15 protein-coding genes are annotated in these 19,306 nt (G+C 74.3%); all 15 read left to right on the forward strand.

What is annotated here, in order from left to right; genetic code table 11:
- The first annotated feature begins 4 nt into the window (after positions 1 to 4).
- Positions 5 to 2,563, forward strand: coding sequence for a PD-(D/E)XK nuclease family protein (locus tag BLQ61_RS00915; protein WP_091565543.1), 2,559 nt, complete (start codon positions 5 to 7; stop codon positions 2,561 to 2,563).
- Positions 2,560 to 3,582 carry an alpha/beta hydrolase family protein gene (locus tag BLQ61_RS00920; protein WP_091565546.1) on the forward strand — a complete coding sequence of 341 codons (1,023 nt, stop codon included), beginning with the start codon at positions 2,560 to 2,562 and terminating at the stop codon, positions 3,580 to 3,582. Before BLQ61_RS00915 ends, BLQ61_RS00920 begins: the two co-directional genes overlap by 4 nt.
- Before the next feature lie 17 nt (positions 3,583 to 3,599).
- Positions 3,600 to 6,932: a UvrD-helicase domain-containing protein gene (locus tag BLQ61_RS00925; RefSeq protein WP_091565549.1), complete on the forward strand. Its 3,333-nt coding sequence runs from the start codon at positions 3,600 to 3,602 to the stop codon at positions 6,930 to 6,932.
- A 5-nt stretch (positions 6,933 to 6,937) separates the two neighbouring features.
- Positions 6,938 to 8,347: a TIGR03862 family flavoprotein gene (locus BLQ61_RS00930; protein ID WP_091565552.1), complete on the forward strand. Its 1,410-nt coding sequence runs from the start codon at positions 6,938 to 6,940 to the stop codon at positions 8,345 to 8,347.
- A 156-nt stretch (positions 8,348 to 8,503) separates the two neighbouring features.
- Positions 8,504 to 10,537 (forward strand): TonB-dependent receptor plug domain-containing protein, encoded by a 2,034-nt coding sequence (locus BLQ61_RS00935; protein WP_091565555.1) that lies wholly within the window; start codon positions 8,504 to 8,506, stop codon positions 10,535 to 10,537.
- The gene (locus BLQ61_RS00940; protein ID WP_091565558.1) at positions 10,518 to 11,423 is read left to right on the forward strand and encodes a substrate-binding domain-containing protein; all 906 of its coding nucleotides are present in this window, start codon (positions 10,518 to 10,520) and stop codon (positions 11,421 to 11,423) included. The genes BLQ61_RS00935 and BLQ61_RS00940 overlap by 20 nt, the downstream gene beginning before the upstream one ends.
- 184 nt (positions 11,424 to 11,607) lie before the next feature.
- On the forward strand, positions 11,608 to 12,183 hold the full coding sequence (locus BLQ61_RS00945; RefSeq protein ID WP_091565560.1) for a DUF2478 domain-containing protein: 576 nt from the start codon (positions 11,608 to 11,610) through the stop codon (positions 12,181 to 12,183).
- Positions 12,183 to 13,253, forward strand: coding sequence for an ABC transporter substrate-binding protein (locus BLQ61_RS00950; RefSeq protein WP_091565563.1), 1,071 nt, complete (start codon positions 12,183 to 12,185; stop codon positions 13,251 to 13,253). Before BLQ61_RS00945 ends, BLQ61_RS00950 begins: the two co-directional genes overlap by 1 nt.
- A 116-nt stretch (positions 13,254 to 13,369) precedes the next feature.
- Complete coding sequence (locus tag BLQ61_RS00955; protein WP_091566428.1) at positions 13,370 to 14,404, forward strand: FecCD family ABC transporter permease; 1,035 nt, start codon at positions 13,370 to 13,372, stop codon at positions 14,402 to 14,404.
- Positions 14,405 to 14,448: 44 nt separating this feature from the next.
- A complete protein-coding gene (locus BLQ61_RS00960) occupies positions 14,449 to 15,264 on the forward strand; it encodes an ABC transporter ATP-binding protein (RefSeq protein WP_091566430.1) in 816 nt (271 codons plus the stop codon).
- Complete coding sequence (locus BLQ61_RS00965) at positions 15,261 to 16,055, forward strand: class I SAM-dependent methyltransferase (protein ID WP_091565567.1); 795 nt, start codon at positions 15,261 to 15,263, stop codon at positions 16,053 to 16,055. Before BLQ61_RS00960 ends, BLQ61_RS00965 begins: the two co-directional genes overlap by 4 nt.
- Positions 16,049 to 16,960, forward strand: coding sequence for a DUF364 domain-containing protein (locus BLQ61_RS00970; RefSeq protein WP_091565570.1), 912 nt, complete (start codon positions 16,049 to 16,051; stop codon positions 16,958 to 16,960). Before BLQ61_RS00965 ends, BLQ61_RS00970 begins: the two co-directional genes overlap by 7 nt.
- Before the next feature lie 47 nt (positions 16,961 to 17,007).
- A complete protein-coding gene (modA, locus tag BLQ61_RS00975; protein ID WP_245703754.1) occupies positions 17,008 to 17,736 on the forward strand; it encodes a molybdate ABC transporter substrate-binding protein in 729 nt (242 codons plus the stop codon).
- A 5-nt stretch (positions 17,737 to 17,741) separates the two neighbouring features.
- A complete protein-coding gene (locus BLQ61_RS00980) occupies positions 17,742 to 18,404 on the forward strand; it encodes a molybdate ABC transporter permease subunit (protein WP_091566435.1) in 663 nt (220 codons plus the stop codon).
- Positions 18,401 to 19,261, forward strand: coding sequence for a ModD protein (modD, locus tag BLQ61_RS00985; protein WP_245703756.1), 861 nt, complete (start codon positions 18,401 to 18,403; stop codon positions 19,259 to 19,261). The genes BLQ61_RS00980 and modD overlap by 4 nt, the downstream gene beginning before the upstream one ends.
- Positions 19,262 to 19,306: the final 45 nt, after the last annotated feature.

Here is a 19,306-nt window from a genome sequence, read left to right on the forward strand (position 1 = left end):
CGCTATGACAGTCATAGCGGCAGATGATGGCCCCGCGCGGGGTTGGACCGAGGCCTTTGCCTGGCTGCAGGCACGCGCCGGGCAGCTCGGCGTGCCGCTGTGTGCCGCTGTGGTGCTGGTGCCGTACGCGCAGCTGATGGCCCAGGCGCGGCGCCACTGGCAGCGCCATTGCCCGCAAGGCTTCGCCCCGCGTTTCGAGACCACGCGCAACTGGGCCGGCCAGTTCGCCGCGTCTGCGCCTCACGCCACCGAATACACCGGCGAGCGGGCGCGCGACAGCATCACCGCCCGCGCGCTGCTCGTGCGCGCTGGCCTGGGCGATCAGCGCGAGGTGCTGGCCGGGCCGCTGCTGGAGCTGGCCGCGCAGCTGGCCGCTGCCGCTGCCGCGGTGCCGCCCGGGCGCCGCGCCGCCTGGGGCGACATGGCGCGCACGCTGCTGCCCACTGCCGGCGATGGCGGCGCGCTGCGCCTGGAGGCCGCCGCCGCGCAGCTGGCGCTGGAATGGGTGCTGGCCTCGCGGCACGCCAGCGACGCGCTGTTCGACGCGCCTGCGCGCTCCTGCGCCCGGCTGTTGCTGGTCATCGAAGGGCTGCAGCCCGATCCGCTGGCGCAGGCGCTGCGCGAGCACTGGGGCGACGACGGCGGTGCGCTGCAGCTGCGCCCCGCAGCGGAACTGCCACCCGCATGCATCGCCCTGCACCCGGCCGAGGATGCCGAGGCCGAGGCCCGGCGCGCCGCCGCCTGCGTGCTGGCGCACCTGGCGCAGGGCCGCGCACCGGTGGCGCTGGCGGCGATGGACCGCGCGCTCACCCGGCGCGTATGCGCGCTGCTGCAGGGCGCAGGCGTGCCGCTGCGGGACGAGACCGGCTGGACGCTGTCCACCACCCGCGCCGCCGCCCGGGTGCTGGCGCTGCTGCGCGCCTGTGCCTGGGACGCGGGCAGCGATACCGTGCTCGACTGGCTCAAGCACAGCCCGGCCGCCGACGCGCTGGCGCTGCGCGCGCTCGAACGCTGGCTGCGCCGCCGTGGCACGCCGCACTGGAGCGCCGCCGCGCACGACCTGGCCGAGCAGGCGCAGCGCCACCCGGCCGAGGCCGCCCTGGTGGCGCAGTGCGAGCGCTGGCGCGGCGCCCTGCGGGCCGCGCGGCCGCTGCGCGACTGGCTGGCTGCGCTGCGCGAGGCGCTGCAGGCCAGCGGCGCCTGGGACGCTCTGGCGCAGGACGCCGCCGGTGCGCGCGTGCTGGCCGAGCTGCGCCTGCCCGCCGGCCTGGACGCCGGCCTGCACGACGCCGATGGCGCCGGCCGGCGCCTGGCGCTGGCCGAGTTCACGCACTGGGTCAGCGAGGTGCTGGAGTGCGCGCGCCACCGCCCCGAATACCCCGAGGGCGCGCCGGTGGTGGTGCTGCCGCTGGCGCAGCTGCTGGCGCGGCCCTTCGACGCGCTGGTGCTGCCCGGCTGCGACGAAAAGCGCCTGCCCGTGGCGCCCGAGCCACCCGGCCCGTGGAGCGCGGCGCAGCGCGAGGGCCTGGGCCTGCCCACGCGCGAGGACTTGGCGCAGGCCCAGCGCGCCGCCTGGCAGCAGGCACTGGCCACCGCCCACGTGGACGTGCTGTGGCGTACCGGCGAGGGCGGTGAGCCGCTGTTGGCCAGCGCGCTGGTGCAGGCGCTGCAGCTCGACGGCGTGGCCGCCGCCGGCCGGGACGCCTGCGCGCCGCGCCGCGTGGCGCCCGCGCCCGTGGCGCGCCCGTGCGCCGATGGCAGCGCGCTGCCCGTCGCGCAGCTGTCCGCCTCGGCCTATGAGGACCTGCGCCAGTGCCCGTACCGCTTTTTCGCGCTGCGCCAGCTCGGCCTGCGGGGCGACGACGAGCTGGACGGCGGCGTGGACAAGCGCGACTTCGGCACCTGGCTGCACGCCGTGCTGCAGCATTTCCACGAGGCGCTGGCGACGGACGCGCAGGCAGCGCGCCCGGCGCTGATGGACGCCGCCGCCGAACGTGCGCTGTGCGCGCTGCGGCTGTCCGAGGCCGACTTCCTGCCCTACACCAGCGGTTGGCCGCAGCTGCGCGACGGCTACCTGCAGTGGCTGGCGCAGCACGAAGCCAAGGAGGGCGCGTCCTTCGGCCAGGCCGAGCTGCGCGCCACGCAGCCGCTGGCCGGCGTGTCCCTGGTGGGCACGCTGGACCGGGTGGATGTGATCCGCCCGGCGGGCGGCGGCGCGCCGCTGCACCTGGTCATCGACTACAAGAGCGAAAGCGGCACGCGCACCGCCGCGCGCGTCAAGGCCGGCGGCGAGGACACGCAGCTGGCCTTCTACGCCGCGCTGATGCCGCCGGGCAGCGCGCTGCGCGCCGCCTACGTCAACGTCGGCGAGCGCGGCGAGACCAAGTTCCACGAACAGCCCGACGTGGCAGCGCTGCGCGACGCGCTGGTCGCGGGCATCCAGCGCGACCTGGAGCGCATCGCCGCCGGCGCGCCCATCACCGCCCTGGGCGAGGGCGCGGCGTGTGAGTGGTGCGACGCGCGCGGGCTGTGCCGGCGAGATTTCTGGCAGGACCAAGCATGAAGCTGTACCGCCCGTTATCCGGCATTCACGCCGGCGGCAAAGCGGTGGCGGCGCTGCTGCTGTGGGGCACGGCGCTGTGCGCGCAGGCGGCAGGGCTGCGCACGATCGAGATTCCCGCGCAAGCGCAGGCGCAGGGGCAGGGGCAGGGGCAGGGCCCTGCCTTCAAGGCGCTGGTCTGGTCACCCTGTGCCCAGGCCGCGCAAGCCCTGCCTGTGGGACCCTTCGTGCTGCAGGGTGTCCGCGACTGCCCGTTGTCGCCAGGCACGCATCCGCTGGTACTGGTCTCGCATGGCCACGCAGGCAGTGCCCTGAGTCACCACGATACCGCGCAGGCGTTGGCAGACGCGGGCTTCATCGTGGCGGCGCTGAACCACCCCGGCGACTCGGCCACCGACATGGCTGGCAGCGGCGACATGGCGACGCTGCGGCGCCGCCCTGCCGATGTGCGCCGCCTGCTCGACCATCTGCTGCAGCACGCGAGCCTGGCAGCGCACATCGATGCCCGGCGGGTCGGTTTCTTCGGGTTTTCGCGCGGCGGATTCACCGGGCTGGTGCTGGCGGGGGCGCGCCCGGATTTCGCGCGCGCCGGCCTGCCGTGTCCAGACGTGTCCGCACCTCTGTGCGCACAGATGCGCGACCCCCGTTCCGCCACGGGTCCGTGGGTGGCGGACGGCCGCTTCAAAGCCCTGGTGATCGCTGATCCGCTGAATGCCTTTCCCGGGCCGCAGTCGCTGGCGGGCGTGCGGGCGCCGCTGCAGCTGTGGTCGTCGCAATGGGGTGGCGACGGCGTGCTGCCCGAACAGGTTGCCGCGCTGGCCCGGTACCTGCCCGTACGGGCGCAGGTGCAGGTGGTCGAAGGCGCTGCGCATTTCGCCTTCCTCGCCCCCTGCCCACAGGCGCTGGCCCAGGCACAGCCCGACATATGCAACGACAGGCCGGGTTTCTCCAGGGCAATATTCCACCAGGCGTTCAATGCGCAGGTGCTGGCCTTCCTGCGCCAGCATCTGGCGCTGCATTGATCCGCACCGCACTTTTTATGGTTCAAGCCGCTTACGAACACAACGGCCAGTCCGTTTCCCGCGAGGCCTTCTACGCCATCGCCTGCGACCCGCGGCGCAGCGTGGCGGTGGAGGCCTGCGCCGGCGCCGGCAAGACCTGGATGCTGGTCTCGCGCATCCTGCGCGCGCTGCTGGACGGCTGCGCACCGCACGAGATCCTGGCCATCACCTTCACCAAGAAGGCCGCCGGCGAGATGCGCCAGCGCCTGCAGGAATGGCTGCAGGACTTCGCCGCGCGCCCGCCCGAGCAGCTGGTGCAGGAGCTGATCGACCGGGGAATCGCCCCCCAGCCCGCACGCGACAAGGCCGGGCAGCTACAAAAACTGTACCGCCAGATGCTGGATGCGGGCCGGCCGCTGCAGATCCGCACCTTCCACAGCTGGTTCGCCGCGCTGCTGTCCATGGCGCCGATGTCGGTGCTGGCGGCGCATGGCCTGCCCACCGGCTACGAGCTGCTGGAAGACGATGCCGACGCCGTGGCCGAGGTCTGGCGCCCGTTCCTGCAGGCGCTGGCGCAGGACGCCGCGCTGCGCGCCGACTACCAAGCCTGCGTGGCCGGGCATGGCCGCTCGCAAACGCACAAGGCGCTGGAGGCGGCGCTGGCCAAGCGCGTCGAGTTCACCCTGGCCGACGAGGCTGGCGTGGTCGAGCGCTCGGTGCCGCCGTTCGGCACCGCGTTTGCCGAGCTGGCCGGCTTGGCCGAACCCTGCGAGGCGCTGCAGGGCGAGGCAGCCCGCGCGCGCTGGCACGCCTGGGCGCGGGACCTGGGCACGCAAGGCGGCAAGACCGCGCCCAAGGCCGCCGACGCCATCGTCGGCGCCTGGCTGCAGGACGACCTGCCTCAGCGCCTGCAGCTGCTGCGCAAGGCGCTGTTCGTCTCCACCGATGACCGCCTGAACAGCAACCTGCAGAAGTTCGACGCGGCGCAGGCGGCGGGCGCCGAACTGCAGCGCCTGTGCGCCGCGCAGCGCCAGCACCAGGCCTGGCAGCACCAGCAGCGCATGGCGCGGTTGACGCGCCGGCTGGTGGCCGAATACGCCGCGCTCAAGCGCGCGCGCGGCTGGATCGACATGAACGACGTCGAGCGCACGGCGCTGACGCTGCTGTCCGATCCGGTGCTGTCCGGCTGGGTGCAGGAGCGCCTGGACACGCGCGTGCGCCACCTGCTGATCGACGAGTTCCAGGACACCAACCCGCTGCAGTGGCAGGCGCTGCACGCCTGGCTGTCGGGCTACGCCGGCGCCGGCGGCGGGCAGCAGGCGCCCAGCGTATTCATCGTCGGCGACCCCAAGCAGAGCATCTACCGCTTTCGCCGCGCCGAGCCGCAGGTGTTCCGCGCCGCCCAGGCCTTCGTGCGCGATGCGCTGGGCGGCGACCTGCTGGCCTGCGACCACACGCGGCGCAACGCCACCGGCGTCATCGACTGCGTCAACCGCGTCATGCTGGCGGCGCAGGCCAGCGGCGACTACAGCGGTTTTCGCGGCCACACCACCGAGTCGCGCGACGCGGGCGCGCTGCTGCGCCTGCCGCCCATCGGGCGCCCGCGCAAGGGCGATGCCGGCGCGCTGGACAGCGACGACGCGGACGACGCGCCGCCCTGGCGCGACAGCCTGGCCCAGGCACGCCACGAGGCCGAGGAAACCCTGCTGATGCGCGAGTGCGCGCAGGCCGCGCGCTGGGTGGCGCAGCAGGTCGCCAGCGGCACGCCGCCGCAGGCCATCCTGGTGCTGGCGCGCAAGCGCGACCGGCTGGCGCAGCTGCAGGACGCGCTGCGCGCGCTGCACATCCCCTGCGTGCAGCCGGAAAAGCTGCAGCTGGCCGACGCGCCCGAGGTGCAGGACCTGGTGGCGCTGCTGGATGCGCTGGTCTCGCCCGGGCATGACCTGGCGCTGGCGCGGGCGCTGAAGTCGCCGCTGTTCGGCCTGGACGACGCGGCGCTGGTGCAGATCGTGCTGAAGCGGCGCGAACTGCAGGCGCGCTGGGACGCGCTGCCCGAAGAGCAACAGCCGCCCGTGCCCTGCAGCTGGTTCGACGTGCTACAAAATGAAGAGCTGAATGCCCATGTTCCGCAAGGGCTGAGGGCCGATCTGACCCAATATCAGCATTGGGTGGCCACACTGCCGCCGCACGACGCGCTGCAGGCCATCTACCAACACCGCGACGTGCTGGCGCGCTACGCCGCCGCCACGCCCGCGACCCAGCGCGCCAGCGTGCTGGCGCACCTGCGCGCGCTGCTGGCCGCGGCGCTGGACGAGGCCGGGGGCCGCTACCTGACGCCCTACGCCTTCGTGCGCGCCATGCGCCGCGCCGGCCCGCGCGCGCCGCTGCGCGTGGACGCGCAGGCGGTGCGCCTGCTGACCATCCACGGCGCCAAGGGCCTGGAGGCCGACGCCGTGCTGCTGCTGGACACCGACGCCGCCGGCCAGCGCGCCGAGAGCATGGGCGCGCTGGTGGACTGGCCGGGCGAGCACGCGGTGCCGCGGCATTTCATCTTCCTGGCCAGCGAGAAGCAGCCGCCGGCCAGCGCCTGCGAGGTGCTCGCCGCCGAGCTGGCCGAGCGCCAGCGCGAGGAGCTGAACCTGCTGTACGTGGCCATGACGCGCGCGCGCCAGTGCCTGGTGCTGTCCAGCGTGCAGGGCAGCAAGGACGGGCCGCTGGCCGGCAGCTGGTGGGACCGCCTGCTGCCCGACCTGCAGCCCGTTCCGCTGCCCGGCGATGCACCGTACGACCCGGCCGCGCAGGCCGCCGCCGTGCCCATCGAGCTGCCCGAGCTGCCCGCCTACGTGCCCCCGCCGCCGCGCGAGGACAGCGAGCGCGCCACGTCCGCCAGCACGCCGCTGTCGCGCCAGGGCGAGGCCATGCACCAGCTGCTGGAGCAGGCCGCCGGCGGCGAGACCGCCTGGAATGCCGCCCGCCTGGCCCGCCTGGCCTGCGACTTCGAGATCGCGCCCGACGCCGCCGCGCAGGCCGCCGCCATGGCGCGGCGCATCCTGCAGGGCGAGGGCGCCTGGGCCTGGAGCGCGGCGCACGTCGAGCAGGCCATGAACGAGGTGCCGCTGACCTGGCAGGGCCAGAGCCTGCGCATCGACCGCCTGGTGCGCCGGCGCGCTGGGGCGCTAGCCGGCTGGTGGGTGCTGGACTACAAGAGCGCCGCCGAACCCGAACGCCAGGCGCAGCTGCGCGCGCAGATGCAGCGCTACCGCGACGCGGTACGCGCGCTGCTGCCGGGCGAGACCGTGCGCGCCGCCTTCCTCACCGGCGAAGGCCACCTGGTGCCCCTGGACGACACCCGCCAGGGCGAACTGTTTTGACTGCCATGACTTCTTCTTCGACTGAAACCCCATCGCCCACGCCTGAAGTGGCCACCCTGGACTGCGACCTGGCCGTGATCGGCGCCGGCCCGGCCGGCCTGATGGCCGCCGAGGCCGCCGCCGCTGCCGGCGTGCGCGCGGTGCACGTGTTCGATGCCATGCCGTCCGCCGGGCGCAAGTTCCTGCTGGCCGGCAAGGGCGGACTGAACCTGACGCACTCCGAGCCGCTCGCGCCTTTCCTCACGCGCTACGGCGCGCGCGCCGAGGCGCTGGCGCCGCTGCTGCAGGCCTTTGGCCCGGACGCGCTGCGCGACTGGGCCGGAGGCCTGGGCATCGAGACCTTCGTCGGCACCTCCGGACGCGTGTTCCCGACCGACATGAAGGCCGCGCCGCTGCTGCGCGCCTGGCTGCAGCGCCTGCGCGCTGCCGGGGTGCAGCTGCACATGCGCCACCGCTGGCAGGGCTGGGGCGCTGCCGGGGCTGAAGCCGATGCCGCGCGCGCTGCCGACGCGGCGCCGCCGCCGCTGTTGCTGACCACGCCCACGGGCGCGCTACGCGTGCAGGCGCGCGCCGTGGTGCTGGCGCTGGGGGGTGCCAGTTGGGCGCGGCTGGGCTCGGACGGCGCCTGGGTGCCCTGGCTGCAGGAGCGCGGGGTAGAGATCGCGCCGCTGCAGCCGGCCAACTGCGGCTTCGACGTGCTGGGCGGCGCGCAGGACGCAGGCGAGACGCGGCGCGAATTCCTGCGCGAGCTGCTCGGCCGCCAGGACGCGCCGCGGCCGGGCTGGTCGGCGTATTTCGCCGGGCGCTTCGCCGGCCAGCCGCTGAAGTCGGTGGCGCTGCACTTCACCGACAGCCAGGGGCGCAGTTTCGCGCGGCGCGGCGAGTTCGTCGCCACCGCCACCGGCATCGAGGGCAGCCTGGTCTACGCCGCCTCCAGCCTGCTGCGCGACGAGATCGCCGCGCACGGCCACGCCACGCTGCACCTGGACCTGCTGCCCGACCACAGCCCGGAGCGTGTGCTGGCCGAAGTGCGGCACCCGCGCGGCGCGCGCAGCCTGGCCAGCCACCTGAAGAGCCGCCTGGGCCTGGCCGGCATCAAGGCGGCGCTGCTGCACGAGGTGCTGGGCAAGGAGGGCATGCACGATGCCGAGCGGCTGGCCGCGGCCATCAAGGCGCTGCCGCTGACGCTGGCCGCGCCGCGCCCGGTCGACGAAGCCATCAGCACCGCCGGCGGCGTGGCGCTGCAGGCACTGGACGGCGCGCTGATGCTGCGCGCGCTGCCCGGCGTGTTCTGCGCCGGCGAGATGCTGGACTGGGAGGCGCCCACCGGCGGCTACCTGCTCACGGCATGCTTCGCCAGCGGACAGGCGGCCGGTGCCGGCGCCGCGCGCTGGCTGGGCGCGGCCGGCCACTGACCGGCGCCGCGGCCGGGCCGTGCAGGGGGCGCCAGCGCGGCGCGTTATAGTCCCGCCCTCAAGCGATGGCCACGGGCGCGTCTTTCGCAGGATCGACACCCCGTGGTTTTTTCCGGCCATCGCTATTCCAATTTTGAATAACGAGGGTGAGAAACCATGAGAAGCGCTGCACAGACAACATCCATTTCGCGGCTGCGCCCGGCATGCCGGGCGGTGCAACTGGCCCTGGGCCTGGCGGCAGCCACCGCAGCGCACGCTCAGGGCGCATTCGAGCTGGGCACGGTGACCGTGGTCGGCGCGCCGGTGCCGGCCGCGCCGGCCAGCGAGACGGCGATCGACCAGCAGGCCATCGCCCGCGACGGGCGCGACACCGTGGGCGCCGCCGTGGCGCTGCTGCCCGGCGTGGCGCTGTCGCGCAACAGCCGCAACGAGGAGATGGTGTACGTGCGCGGCTTCGATCCGCGCCAGGTGCCGGTGTTCATCGACGGCGTGCCGCTGTACGTGCCCTACGACGGCTACGTGGACTATGGCCGCTTCACCACCTTGGACCTGGCCGAGATCCGCGTGGCCAAGGCCGGTGCGTCGCTCTTGTACGGCCCCAACACCCTGGGCGGCGCCATCAACCTGGTCACGCGCAAGCCCAGCCGCGCCTTCGAGGGCGACGCGCGCCTGGGCTTCGCCTCGGGCGGCGAGCGCAAGGCGGCCGTCAATGTGGGCATGAACCAGGGCTTGTGGTATGCCCAGCTCGGCCTGTCGTACCTGGACGCCGACAGCTTCCCGCTGCCCCGGGGATTTGTCGACCACAAGGCACAGCCCACCGACACCGGCAGCCGGCGCGAGAACGCCGACCGCACCGACAAGCGCCTGTCCTTCAAGCTGGGCCTGACGCCCAACGCCACCGACGAGTACGCCATCGGCTACGTGCGTCAGGACGGCGAGAAGGGCAACCCGGTCTACACGGGGCTGTCCAAAAGCGGCATCCGCTACTGGCGCTGGCCATACTGGGACAAGGACAGCGTCTACCTGGTCGGCAATACCCGGCTGGGGCAGAACAATGTGCTGAAGGCGCGCCTGTACCACGACCGTTACAGCAACCGCATCGACGCCTACACCGACGCCAGCTACGCGAAGCTGCAGGGCGGGACCAGCTGGCCCAGCGTCTATGACGACCGCTCGGTCGGTGGCACGCTGGAGCTGGCCAACTACGCGCTGTCCCACCACGAGCTGCGCGTGGCGCTGCACTACAAGGAAGACAAGCACCGCGACAGCAATCCGGAGAACGCCAAGGCGCCGGTCAAGGACTACCGCGACGTGACCACCTCGCTGGCGCTGGAGGACACCATCACCCTGGCCGACGCCTGGCGCCTGCGCCTGGGCGTGTCGCGCGACCAGCGCGATGCCAAGGAGGTGTACGAGTGGCCCACCGGCTCGACCAGCGCCACCAACGGCGTGGCCGAGCTGGTGCACATCCTGGCCGGCGGCGGCAACGAGGCCTACGCCATCGCCTCGCGCAAGACGCGTTTTCCGACCATCAAGGACCGCTATTCGGCGCGCATGGGCAATGCGCTGCCCAACCCCAACCTGCGCCCCGAGGTCGCCACGCACCTGGAGCTGGGCCTGCGCGGCCAGCCCTGGGGCGGCGCCCAAGGCCAGGCGGCGCTGTTCTACAGCCGCATCACCGACCTGATGCAGAACGCCTACGTGCCGGCGCCCACCGGCACCTGCGGCGCCGGCAGCGACACCTGCGCGCAGGCGCAGAACATCGGCCGCGCGCGCCACCTGGGGCTGGAGCTGTCGCTGCAGCAGGAACTGGCGCGCGGCCTGTCGCTCACCGGCGCCTACACCTACCTGGCGCGGCGCAACCTGAGCGATCCGGCCGTGCAGCTGACCGACACGCCGCGCCACCGCCTGTTCGCCGCGCTGAGCTGGCTGCCCAGCGACACCTGGGAGCTGCGCGCCACGCTGGAAGCCGAGACCGGGCGCAAGGTGGCCTTCGCCGGCTCGGGCCGTACTGCCTACCGCGATCTGGTGGGCTTCGGCGTCGCCGGCCTGAAGGCCATCTGGAAGCCGCGCCGGGACATGACGCTGGACTTCGGCGCGCACAACCTCACGGACAAGTGGGTTGAGCTCTCGGACGGCTTCCCGCTGCCGGGCCGCACCTGGTTCGTCAATGGCACCTACCGCTTCTAATGCCCGACGCCGCCGGCGCGTGTTGGCGCGCGCCGCGCTGTCGGGCGCCGCGCTGGCGCTGGCCGGCTGCGCGGCGCCGCCCGGTGCTGTTGCCGGCCGTCCCGCCGCGCGCCCGGTGGTCCAGGTCGCCGCCGTCGGCGGACTGGCGCTCAGCGGCGTCTGGCCGCGCCTGGCGGCCAGCGCCGGGCAGCAGCTGGACCTCGACGTGCAGACCGTCGCCGCCGCGCCCAAGGAAGGCGTGGTGCCGGCGTTCGCGCGCGGGCAGGCGCAGCTGCTGCTGATCCATGCCAGCGACGAGGCGATGGGGCTGGAGGCCGCGGGCCTGGCCGGCCCGGCACGCGTCTGGGCCTGGAACGAGCACGTGGTGATCGGCCCGCAGGCCGACCCGGCCGGCGTCGCCGGCGCGCCGGACGGGCAGCAGGCCCTGCAGCGCATCGCCGATGCGCGCTCGCCCTTTATCGCGCTGCGCGACCCCGGCAGCTACGGCGTGGTGCAGCGCCTGTGGCGCCGCGCTGGCGTCCGGCCCGATGCCGCCTGGGTACGCATGGACACCGGCCCGCGTCCACAGGCGGTGCTGCAGCTGGCGCAGGCGCAGCAGGCCTATGTGGTCGCGGGCCATATCCCTTTCGCCTTCGGCAAGATGGCCGCGCCGGGCATGCACGTGCTGCTTCGGGGCGATCCGCAGATGCGCCGGCCCTACGTGGTGCTGGCACCCGGGCCGGCGCACCCCGCGGGTGCTGCGCAGCGCGCGCAGGCGCAGCGGCTGGCCGACTGGCTGGTCTCGCCCGCCGGCCAGGCGGCGCTGCAGGCCGCCGACGCCCAGGCCGGCGGGCCGTGGCTGTTTCCGCGCGCCAGCGTGGCGCCGTGGCTGAAGGAGCCCGCATGAGCGCGCTTGGCCTGCCGTGCGCCAGCGGCCGTACTGCCTGTTCCGGGCGCACGGCACTGCCTGGCTTTCTGCCGCGCGCAGCGCGAGCGCATCCAGCCGCAGCAGGTGGGCCAGTCAGGACCCGCGGCCGCCGGCCTGCGGCCGAGCCCGGCGTTTCGACACTCGTTTCCTGAAAGACGCTTCCATGACCATCGACGCCCTTGCTGCCACGCCCCGGCTGGCCGTGATCGCCCATGAGGACCTGCAATCGTGCGCCGCCGACGCGCTGCTGACCGGTTTCGCCCGCAGCCTGGCAGGCGAGGGCTGGCCTATTGGCGGGGTGGTGCACGCGCGGCGACTGGATGCGGCCGGGCGCAAGCGCATGTTCCTGATCGACGTGGCCAGCGGGCGCGAGTTCTGCATCTCGCAGGACCTGGGGCCCCAGTCGCGCGCCTGCTGCGTCGATCCCGGCGCCGTGGCGCAGGCCAGCGGCGTGCTGCGCCAGGCGCTGGCCGACCGGGTGCGGCTGGCCATCGTCAACCGCTTCGGCGAGCTGGAGGCCACCGGCGGCGGCTTCGCCGCCGAGCTGGCGGCGCTGGCGGGCGAGGGCGTGCCGGTGCTGACGGCTGTGTCGCGCAAGCACCTGCAGGCGTGGCGGCATTTCGCCGGCGATGCCGGCATCGAGCTGCCGCTGGACGTGCAGGCGCTGCACGACTGGGCGCAGCGCGCCTGCGCGCCGGCGGCCGAGGGCGCCAGCGCCGCGCCCGGGAAAGCCGCGTGATGCGCCGGCGCGACCTGTTGCTGGGCGCCGCCGGTCTGGGCGCAGGCACTTGGACATGGGCGCAGCCGGCATTGCCCCGCCCGGCTGCGGCGGCCGGCACCGATGCGGACATCGTCCACGCCCGCTTCGGCGCGCTGCCCGATCCGGCGCAGGTGGCGCGGGTCTATGCCGCCGGCCCACCCGCCGGCGTGCTGGTGGCGGCGCTGGCGCCGGACAAGCTGCTGGGCTGGCCAATGACGCTGGGCGCGGAGGCGCGCGCGCTGCTGGGCCCGCGCCTGGCACGCCTGCCGCACACCGGCCGCTTGGCCGGGCGCGGCAGCACCGTGCCGCTGGAGGCGCTGCTGCAGCTGCAGCCCGACCTGGTGCTGGACGCGGGAACGGCCGATGCCACGCACGCCTCGACTATGCGCCGCACCAGCGAGCAGACCGGCCTGCCGACGCTGCTGGTGCAGGGTCGCATCCAGGAACACGCGGCGCAGCTGCGCGAGGTGGGGCGCCTGCTGGGCGTGGCCGCTCGCGCAGAGCAGCTGGCGGCCCAGGCCGACGAGCACCTGCGCCTGGCCGCGCAGCTGCGCGCCGCCGTGCCGCCGCCGCAGCGCCCGCGCGTGTACTACGGGCGCGGCAGCGACGGGCTGGAGACGGGACTGGCCGGCTCCATCAACGTCGAGCTGCTGGAGTTCTGCGGTGGCCGCAACGTCGCCGCGCAGGCCGGCAGCGGCTCGCTCACGCGCGTGTCGCTGGAGCAGCTGCTGGCCTGGGACCCGCAGGTCATCGTGACCCAGGACGCGGAGTTCGCGCGCCGGGCGCTGAACGATCCGCTGTGGCGCGGCATCGCCGCCGTGCGCGCGCGGCGCGTGCACTGCGCGCCGGCGCTGCCGTTCGGCTGGCTGGACGGCCCGCCGGGCGTGAACCGGCTGATCGGCGTGCGCTGGCTCGTCGAGCGGCTGCACCCGGGCCACGCGCTGCTGGCCGGACTGCAGCCTTTGGCGCCGGCGGTGGCGCGCTTTTATGAAGCGTTCTATGGCGCGGCGCTGACCGATGCGCAGCTGCGCGCGCTGCTGCAGGGGTGACGGCCATGGACGCGCGCACCCGCCCCGCCAGCGGTGCCACGCCGGGCCTGGCGCTGGATGCCGCCACGACCGGTGGCACCAGCGCCGATTTCAAGGAAAAACAGGATCCAGCCCATATGAATCAAGGGCCTGTAGCTACATTTTCAATAGCGCCGCCGGGCCGCTGGCTGCTGGCGCTGGCGCTGCTGCTGGCAGTGGTGCTGCTGGCCTTTGCCGCCGGCAAGTACCCGATCAGCCCGGCGCAGCTGGGGCAGGCGCTGTGGGCGCGGCTGGCCGGGGCGCCGTCCAGCCTGCCGCCGGCCATCGACACGGTGGTCTGGAACATTCGCCTGCCGCGCGTCGCCGCCGGCCTGCTGGTGGGCGCGGCGCTGGCGGCGGCCGGCGCCGCCTACCAGGGCATGTTCCGCAACCCGCTGGTCTCGCCCGACATCCTGGGCGTGTCGGCTGGCGCCGGCCTGGGCGCGGTGCTGGGCATTTATTTCGGCCTGCCGCTGGCGCTGGTGCAGGCGCTGGCCTTCGGCGGCGGTCTGGCCGCCGTGGGCGCGGTGCTGGCGGTGGCGCTGCTGGTGCGCCGGCACGACGCGGTGCTGGTGCTGGTGCTGGCCGGGGTGGCGGTGGGCGCGCTGCTGGGCGCGGGCATCTCGCTGATCAAGATCCTGGCCGACCCGACGACGCAGCTGCCCTCGATCACCTTCTGGCTGCTGGGCGGGCTGAATGCCGTCACCACCGGCGACCTGCTGGCCACGCTGCCGGCGCTGCTGGCCGGCATCGTGCCGCTGGTGCTGCTGCGCTGGCGCGTGAACCTGCTGAGCCTGCCCGACGAGGAGGCGCAGGCGTTGGGTGTTCCGGTGGCGCGGCTGCGCCGCGTGCTGGTGGCCGCCGCCACGCTGAGCACGGCGGCGGCGGTATCGCTTACCGGCATCATCGGCTGGGTCGGGCTGGTGGTGCCGCACATGGCGCGGCTGCTGGTGGGGCCGGAGTTCTCGCGCCTGCTGCCGGCGTCGCTGCTGCTGGGCGCGGGCTTTCTGGTCGCGGCCGACACGCTGGCGCGTACCGCCGCCAGCATCGAGCTGCCCTTGGGCATCCTGACGGCACTGGCCGGGGCGCCGTTCTTCCTGTTCCTGCTGGCACGCTCGGGAGGGCGGGAATGAGCGCGTCCGTCCTGCCGCTGCGCGCTGGTGCCGGCCTGGGCGCCATGGCGGTGCCCGACGCCGGGCCGGGCGGCAGCGTTCGCACGCCCGTGCTGCACGCGCAGGCGCTGGACATCGGCCACGGCGCGCGCCGCGTGGCGCAGGCGCTGGACTTCACCGTCCAGCCCGGCGAGGTGCTGTGCCTGCTGGGCGCCAACGGCAGCGGCAAGACCACGCTGCTGCGCACCCTGCTGGGCTTGCTGGCGCCGCTGGCCGGAAGCGTGCGGATGGCCGGCCAGGACGTGGCCGCTTGGGACCGTGCGGCCTTCGCGCGCCACGTCGGCTACGTGCCGCAGGCGCACGCCGGGGTGTTCCCCTACACCGTGCTCGACGTGGTGCTGATGGGCCGCGCCGCGCGCTTGGCCGGCTTCGCCACGCCGGCGGCCGCCGACCGGCAGCGGGCGGTGGAGTGCCTGCAGGCGCTGGGCATCGCCCACCTGCGCTCGCGCAGCTACACCGCCATCAGCGGCGGCGAGCGCCAGCTGGCGCTGATCGCCCGCGCGCTGGCGCAGGAGCCGCGCCTGCTGGTCATGGACGAGCCCACCGCCAGCCTGGACTTCGGCAACCAGATCCGCGTGCTGGAGCATGTCGCGCGCCTGCGCGCCGCCGGCATGGCGGTCTTGATGACCACCCACCAGCCCGAGCACGCGCTGCGCGTGGCCGACCGCATCGCGCTGCTGGGCGGCGGCCGCCTGCAGGCCATCGGCGCGCCGCGCGCCACCGCCACGCCGGCTGCGCTGGCGCACCTGTACGGCGTGAGCGAGCAGGCGATCCGCGCCGGCCTGGGCGCCTTTTCCCCCGACGAGGACACCGCCGCATGACGATCGCCGCCATCGACTTCAACCTGTTGTACCAGCACCACCTGGCCCTGGCCGGGCGCACGCGCAAGGACGCCAGCGCCTGGGACGGCCGCGCCGCCGGCATGGCCGCGCGCGCCGTGGGCAGCCGCTACGCCGAGGAATTCATCGCCCGCATGGACCTGTCGGGCGCGCAGTCGCTGCTGGATGTGGGCTGCGGCCCCGGCACTATCGCCCTGGCGCTGGCGCCGCGCCTGCGGCAGGTGGTCGGGCTGGATTACAGCCCCGCCATGCTGCAGGCCATGCGCGAGCAGGCCGCCGCGCGCGGCCTGGCGCAGGTGCAGACGCTGCACAAGGCGTGGGAAGACGACTGGAACGACGTGCCGGTGTGCGACATCGCCGTGGCTTCGCGCTCGACCACCGTGGCCGACATCGGCGCCGCGCTGGACAAGCTGCAGCGCCACGCGCGCCGGCGCGTGTACCTGACGCACCTGGTCGGCGGGCACTTCACCGACCCGGCAATCCAGGAGGCCATCGGCCGGCGCGTGCCGCCCGTGCCCGACTACATCTACCTGCTGAACATCCTGCACGCGCGCGGCATCCACCCGCAGCTGTCGTACCTGGCGCAGGAAAACCGCCTGGCCGGCGCGCAGGACTTCGACGACTTCGCGCGCCGCGTCGCCTGGTCCATGGGCGGGCTGGACGCGGCCGAGACCGCCCGCCTGCGCGACTGGTACGCGCAGGCCACCATCACCCAGCGCGAGGGTGCCCCGATGCGCTGGGCCTTCATCTCCTGGGAGACCCCGCCATGCTGACGACGACTCTCGCGCACCCCCTGCCGCCGACCACAGCCGCACGCACCGCGCCGCGCGCACAGGGCAGGGCGGCGCCCGCTGCCGCCGCCACCCTGCTGGCCGAGCTGCACGCCGACGTCGCGCAGCACTTGGGCAACGCGTTGGGCCAGCGGCACCTGGCGCGCGCTGTGCTGGGCGTGTTCTTCACCGGCGTGCAGCTGGACAACGGCGTCGGCGGCCTGGCCGCCACGCCCATCCAGGACATCCCGGCGGCCGTGTGCTGCCCGAGCTCAGCACTGGCCATGCCCACGCCCGGGCGCCTGGCGGGCCGGCCGGTGGCCGAGGTGCTGCAGGACCTGCAGCACGCCCAGCCGCTGCGCCGCACGCTGGCGATTGCCACGCTGAACGCGCTGGCCGAGACCCTGTGGCGCGAGGGGGGTCCGCCCGACGGCGCGCGCGTGGTCGAGGGCGACGGCTTCGACGCCCTGGCCATCGCGCCGGGCGAGCAGGTGGTGGTGGTCGGCGCCTTCGGGCCGTATCTGCGCGCGCTGCGCCAGCGCGGCCAGCCGTTTCACGTCGTCGAGCGCGACCCGGCCACGCTGCGCCCCGAGGAGCTGCCGCACTTCGTGCCCGCCGGGCGCGTGGGCGAGGTGCTGCCGCAGGCCGACGTGCTGCTGACGACGGCCACCACGCTCACCAACGGCACGCTGGAAGGCCTGCTGGCGCTGCTGCGCCCGGGGGCGCGCGCCGCCGTGGTCGGGCCGACCGCCACGCTGCGGCTGGCGCCCTTCGCGCGCCGCGGCGCCACGGTGGTCGGCGGCACACGCGTGCTGGACGCCGGCGCCATGCTGGACCTGCTGGCCGAGGGGGCGTCGGGCTACCACCTGTTCGGCCGTTCGGTGCAGCGCGTGTGCCTGTGCGCCTGACGAGGCTGTTTGCTTTGCTTTCTTCACTGTCATTGGAGCGTATTGCGATGTTGCGACGTCTGTTTCTGGCCTGCGCGGCCGTGGTGTGTGCGCTGCCTGCCTGGGCGGCCCCGAACGAGGGCAGCCTGCTGGTGGCGGCAGGCGCCGGCTACCGCCGGCCGGTGCTGCAGCTGCTGGAGGACTTTTCCCGGTCCAGCGGCATCCGCGCCGAGGCCAGCTTCGGCAACATGAAGCAGGTCGAAACGCAGGCGCGCCAGAACCCCGACATCGCCCTGTTGATCGGCGACAAGGCGTTCCTGGAGCCCATGGGCCTGGCCGAGCGCTTCACGCTGCTGGGCAAGGGCCGGCTGGTGCTGGTCACGCGCGAGGGGCTGGAGCTGAAAGACATCGCCGACCTGCGCGAGCCGCGCTTTGCCCGTATCGCGCTGCCCGACCGCGTCAAGGCGGTGTATGGCAACGCCGCCACTACCTGCCTGCAGCGCACGGGCCTGGCCGAGCCGCTGGCCGCGCGCCTGCTGGAGGTGGCCACCGTGCCACAGGTGGGTGCCTATGTCGCCACCGGCGAGGTGGATGCCGGTTTCGTCAACGTCACCGAGGGCCAGGCGCTGCAGGGCCGCATCGGCACGCTGATCGAGGCGCCGCAGCACTGCTACGCGCCCATCGAACTCAGCGCCGGCGTGCTCAAGGGCCGTGGCGAGCAGCCGGCGGTGCGCGCCTTCGTCGAGTACCTGGCCTCGCCCGCGGCGCGCGCGGTGCTGCAGCGCCACGGCATGTGAGCGTGCTGGGCGGCGGCTGCCAGGGCAATGCCATCGGGCTGACGGCGCAGGTGCTGGCCTGGGCTTTGGCGCTGCACTTGACTCTGGGCACGCTGCTGGCTTGGCTGCTGGCGCGCCGGCCGTTCGCCGGGCGCGCGCTGCTGGACGCGCTGGTCACGCTGCCGCTGGTGTTTCCGCCCATCGTGCTGGGCTACGGCCTGCTGCTGGCTTTGGGGCGCGAGGGCTGGCTGACGGCCTGGCTGCCGGCGGCGCTGCAGCCGCAGATCGTGTTCTCGCAGACCGGGCTGGTGGTCGCGGCATTCGTCGCCGGGCTGCCGCTGATGGTCAAGCCGGCGCAGGCGGCGTTCGCCGGCATCGCGCCGCGCCTGCGCGAGGCGGCCGCGCTGCTCGGGCACCGGCCGTGGGCCGTGTTCTGGCGCATCGACGTGCCGCTGGCGCGCCGCGGCGTGGCCGCCGGCCTGGTGCTGGCGCTGGGGCGGGGCTTGGGCGAGGTGGGGCTGTCGCTGATGCTGGGCGGCAACATCGCCGGGCGCACCGAGACGCTGTCGCTGGCCATCTACAACCATGTGCTGGACGGCAACCTGGCCTGCGCCAACGCGCTGTCGCTGCTGCTGGGCGCGGTGGCGCTGGCGGCTTTCTTCATTCTTCGCCGCTGGGGGGCGCTGTGACTTTGCATTCCGTTTTCTTCGACCAGGCCAGCATCGATGCGTGGATCGCCGAGGACGCGCCGCTGCTGGACCTGACGACGCACCTGCTGGCCGTGGGCAACACGCAGGCACGCATCGAATGGCGCGTGCGCGGCGCCAGCGTCGCCGCCTGCACCGAGGAGGCCGCGCGCGTGGTGCAGACCTGCGGCGGGCAGGTGGAGCAGGTGGTCGCCAGCGGCACGCCGCTGGCCGATGGCGAGCTGCTGCTGTGCGCCACCGGCGCCGCCAGCGGCCTGCTGCGCGCCTGGAAGGTGGCGCAGAACCTGCTGGAGTACGCCTGCGGCGTGGCCCACGCCACGCAGCGCATGGTGCAGGCCGTGCAGGCAGCGAATCCGCGCGTGGCGGTGCTGACCACGCGCAAGCACGCGCCAGGGCTGCGCCGCATCGCGCTCAAGGCCACGCTGGCGGGCGGTGCCTTCCCGCACCGGCTGGGCGTGGGCGAGACGGTGCTGGTCTTTGGCCAGCACCGGGCGCTGGTCGAGGGCGGCTGGCCGGGCCTGGCGGTGCGTCTGCACCATGTAGCGCCGGCACTGGCCGAGAAGAAGTGCGTGATCGAGGCGCACAGCCTGGAGGAAGCGCTGCAGGCCGCGGCCGCGGGCACGGATGTGGTGCAGTTCGACAAGGCCACGCCGCAAGAGTTGCGCTGCTGGTGCCCCGCGCTGCGCGTGCAGCACCCGGCGCTGGGCGTCCTGGCGGCGGGCGGCATTCGCCTGGACAACGCGGCCGACTATGCGGCCACGGGCGTGGACGCCTTGGTCACCAGCAGCCTGCACCATGCACCGCCGGCCGACGTGTCGGTGCGGGTGGCCGCGCTGTGACGCCTGCGATGGCCGGCGCCCGCGTGGCGTGGGTCACAATGCCTG

The sequence above is a fragment of the Oryzisolibacter propanilivorax genome, from assembly GCF_900103645.1.
Taxonomy (GTDB): domain Bacteria; phylum Pseudomonadota; class Gammaproteobacteria; order Burkholderiales; family Burkholderiaceae_C; genus Melaminivora; species Melaminivora propanilivorax.

Excerpts from the sequence above, each read along its gene's own strand:
- BLQ61_RS00950 (WP_091565563.1), top strand. The coding sequence starts at position 12,183 with ATGCGCCGGCGCGACCTGTTGCTGGGCGCCGCCGGTCTGGGCGCAGGC.
- BLQ61_RS00940 (WP_091565558.1), top strand. The coding sequence starts at position 10,518 with ATGGCACCTACCGCTTCTAATGCCCGACGCCGCCGGCGCGTGTTGGCG.
- BLQ61_RS00930 (WP_091565552.1), top strand. The coding sequence starts at position 6,938 with ATGACTTCTTCTTCGACTGAAACCCCATCGCCCACGCCTGAAGTGGCC.
- BLQ61_RS00920 (WP_091565546.1), top strand. The coding sequence starts at position 2,560 with ATGAAGCTGTACCGCCCGTTATCCGGCATTCACGCCGGCGGCAAAGCG.
- BLQ61_RS00925 (WP_091565549.1), top strand. The coding sequence starts at position 3,600 with ATGGTTCAAGCCGCTTACGAACACAACGGCCAGTCCGTTTCCCGCGAG.
- BLQ61_RS00935 (WP_091565555.1), top strand. The coding sequence starts at position 8,504 with ATGAGAAGCGCTGCACAGACAACATCCATTTCGCGGCTGCGCCCGGCA.
- modA (WP_245703754.1), top strand. The coding sequence starts at position 17,008 with ATGTTGCGACGTCTGTTTCTGGCCTGCGCGGCCGTGGTGTGTGCGCTG.
- BLQ61_RS00970 (WP_091565570.1), top strand. The coding sequence starts at position 16,049 with ATGCTGACGACGACTCTCGCGCACCCCCTGCCGCCGACCACAGCCGCA.
- BLQ61_RS00915 (WP_091565543.1), top strand. The coding sequence starts at position 5 with ATGACAGTCATAGCGGCAGATGATGGCCCCGCGCGGGGTTGGACCGAG.
- BLQ61_RS00955 (WP_091566428.1), top strand. The coding sequence starts at position 13,370 with ATGAATCAAGGGCCTGTAGCTACATTTTCAATAGCGCCGCCGGGCCGC.
- BLQ61_RS00960 (WP_091566430.1), top strand. The coding sequence starts at position 14,449 with ATGGCGGTGCCCGACGCCGGGCCGGGCGGCAGCGTTCGCACGCCCGTG.
- BLQ61_RS00945 (WP_091565560.1), top strand. The coding sequence starts at position 11,608 with ATGACCATCGACGCCCTTGCTGCCACGCCCCGGCTGGCCGTGATCGCC.
- BLQ61_RS00965 (WP_091565567.1), top strand. The coding sequence starts at position 15,261 with ATGACGATCGCCGCCATCGACTTCAACCTGTTGTACCAGCACCACCTG.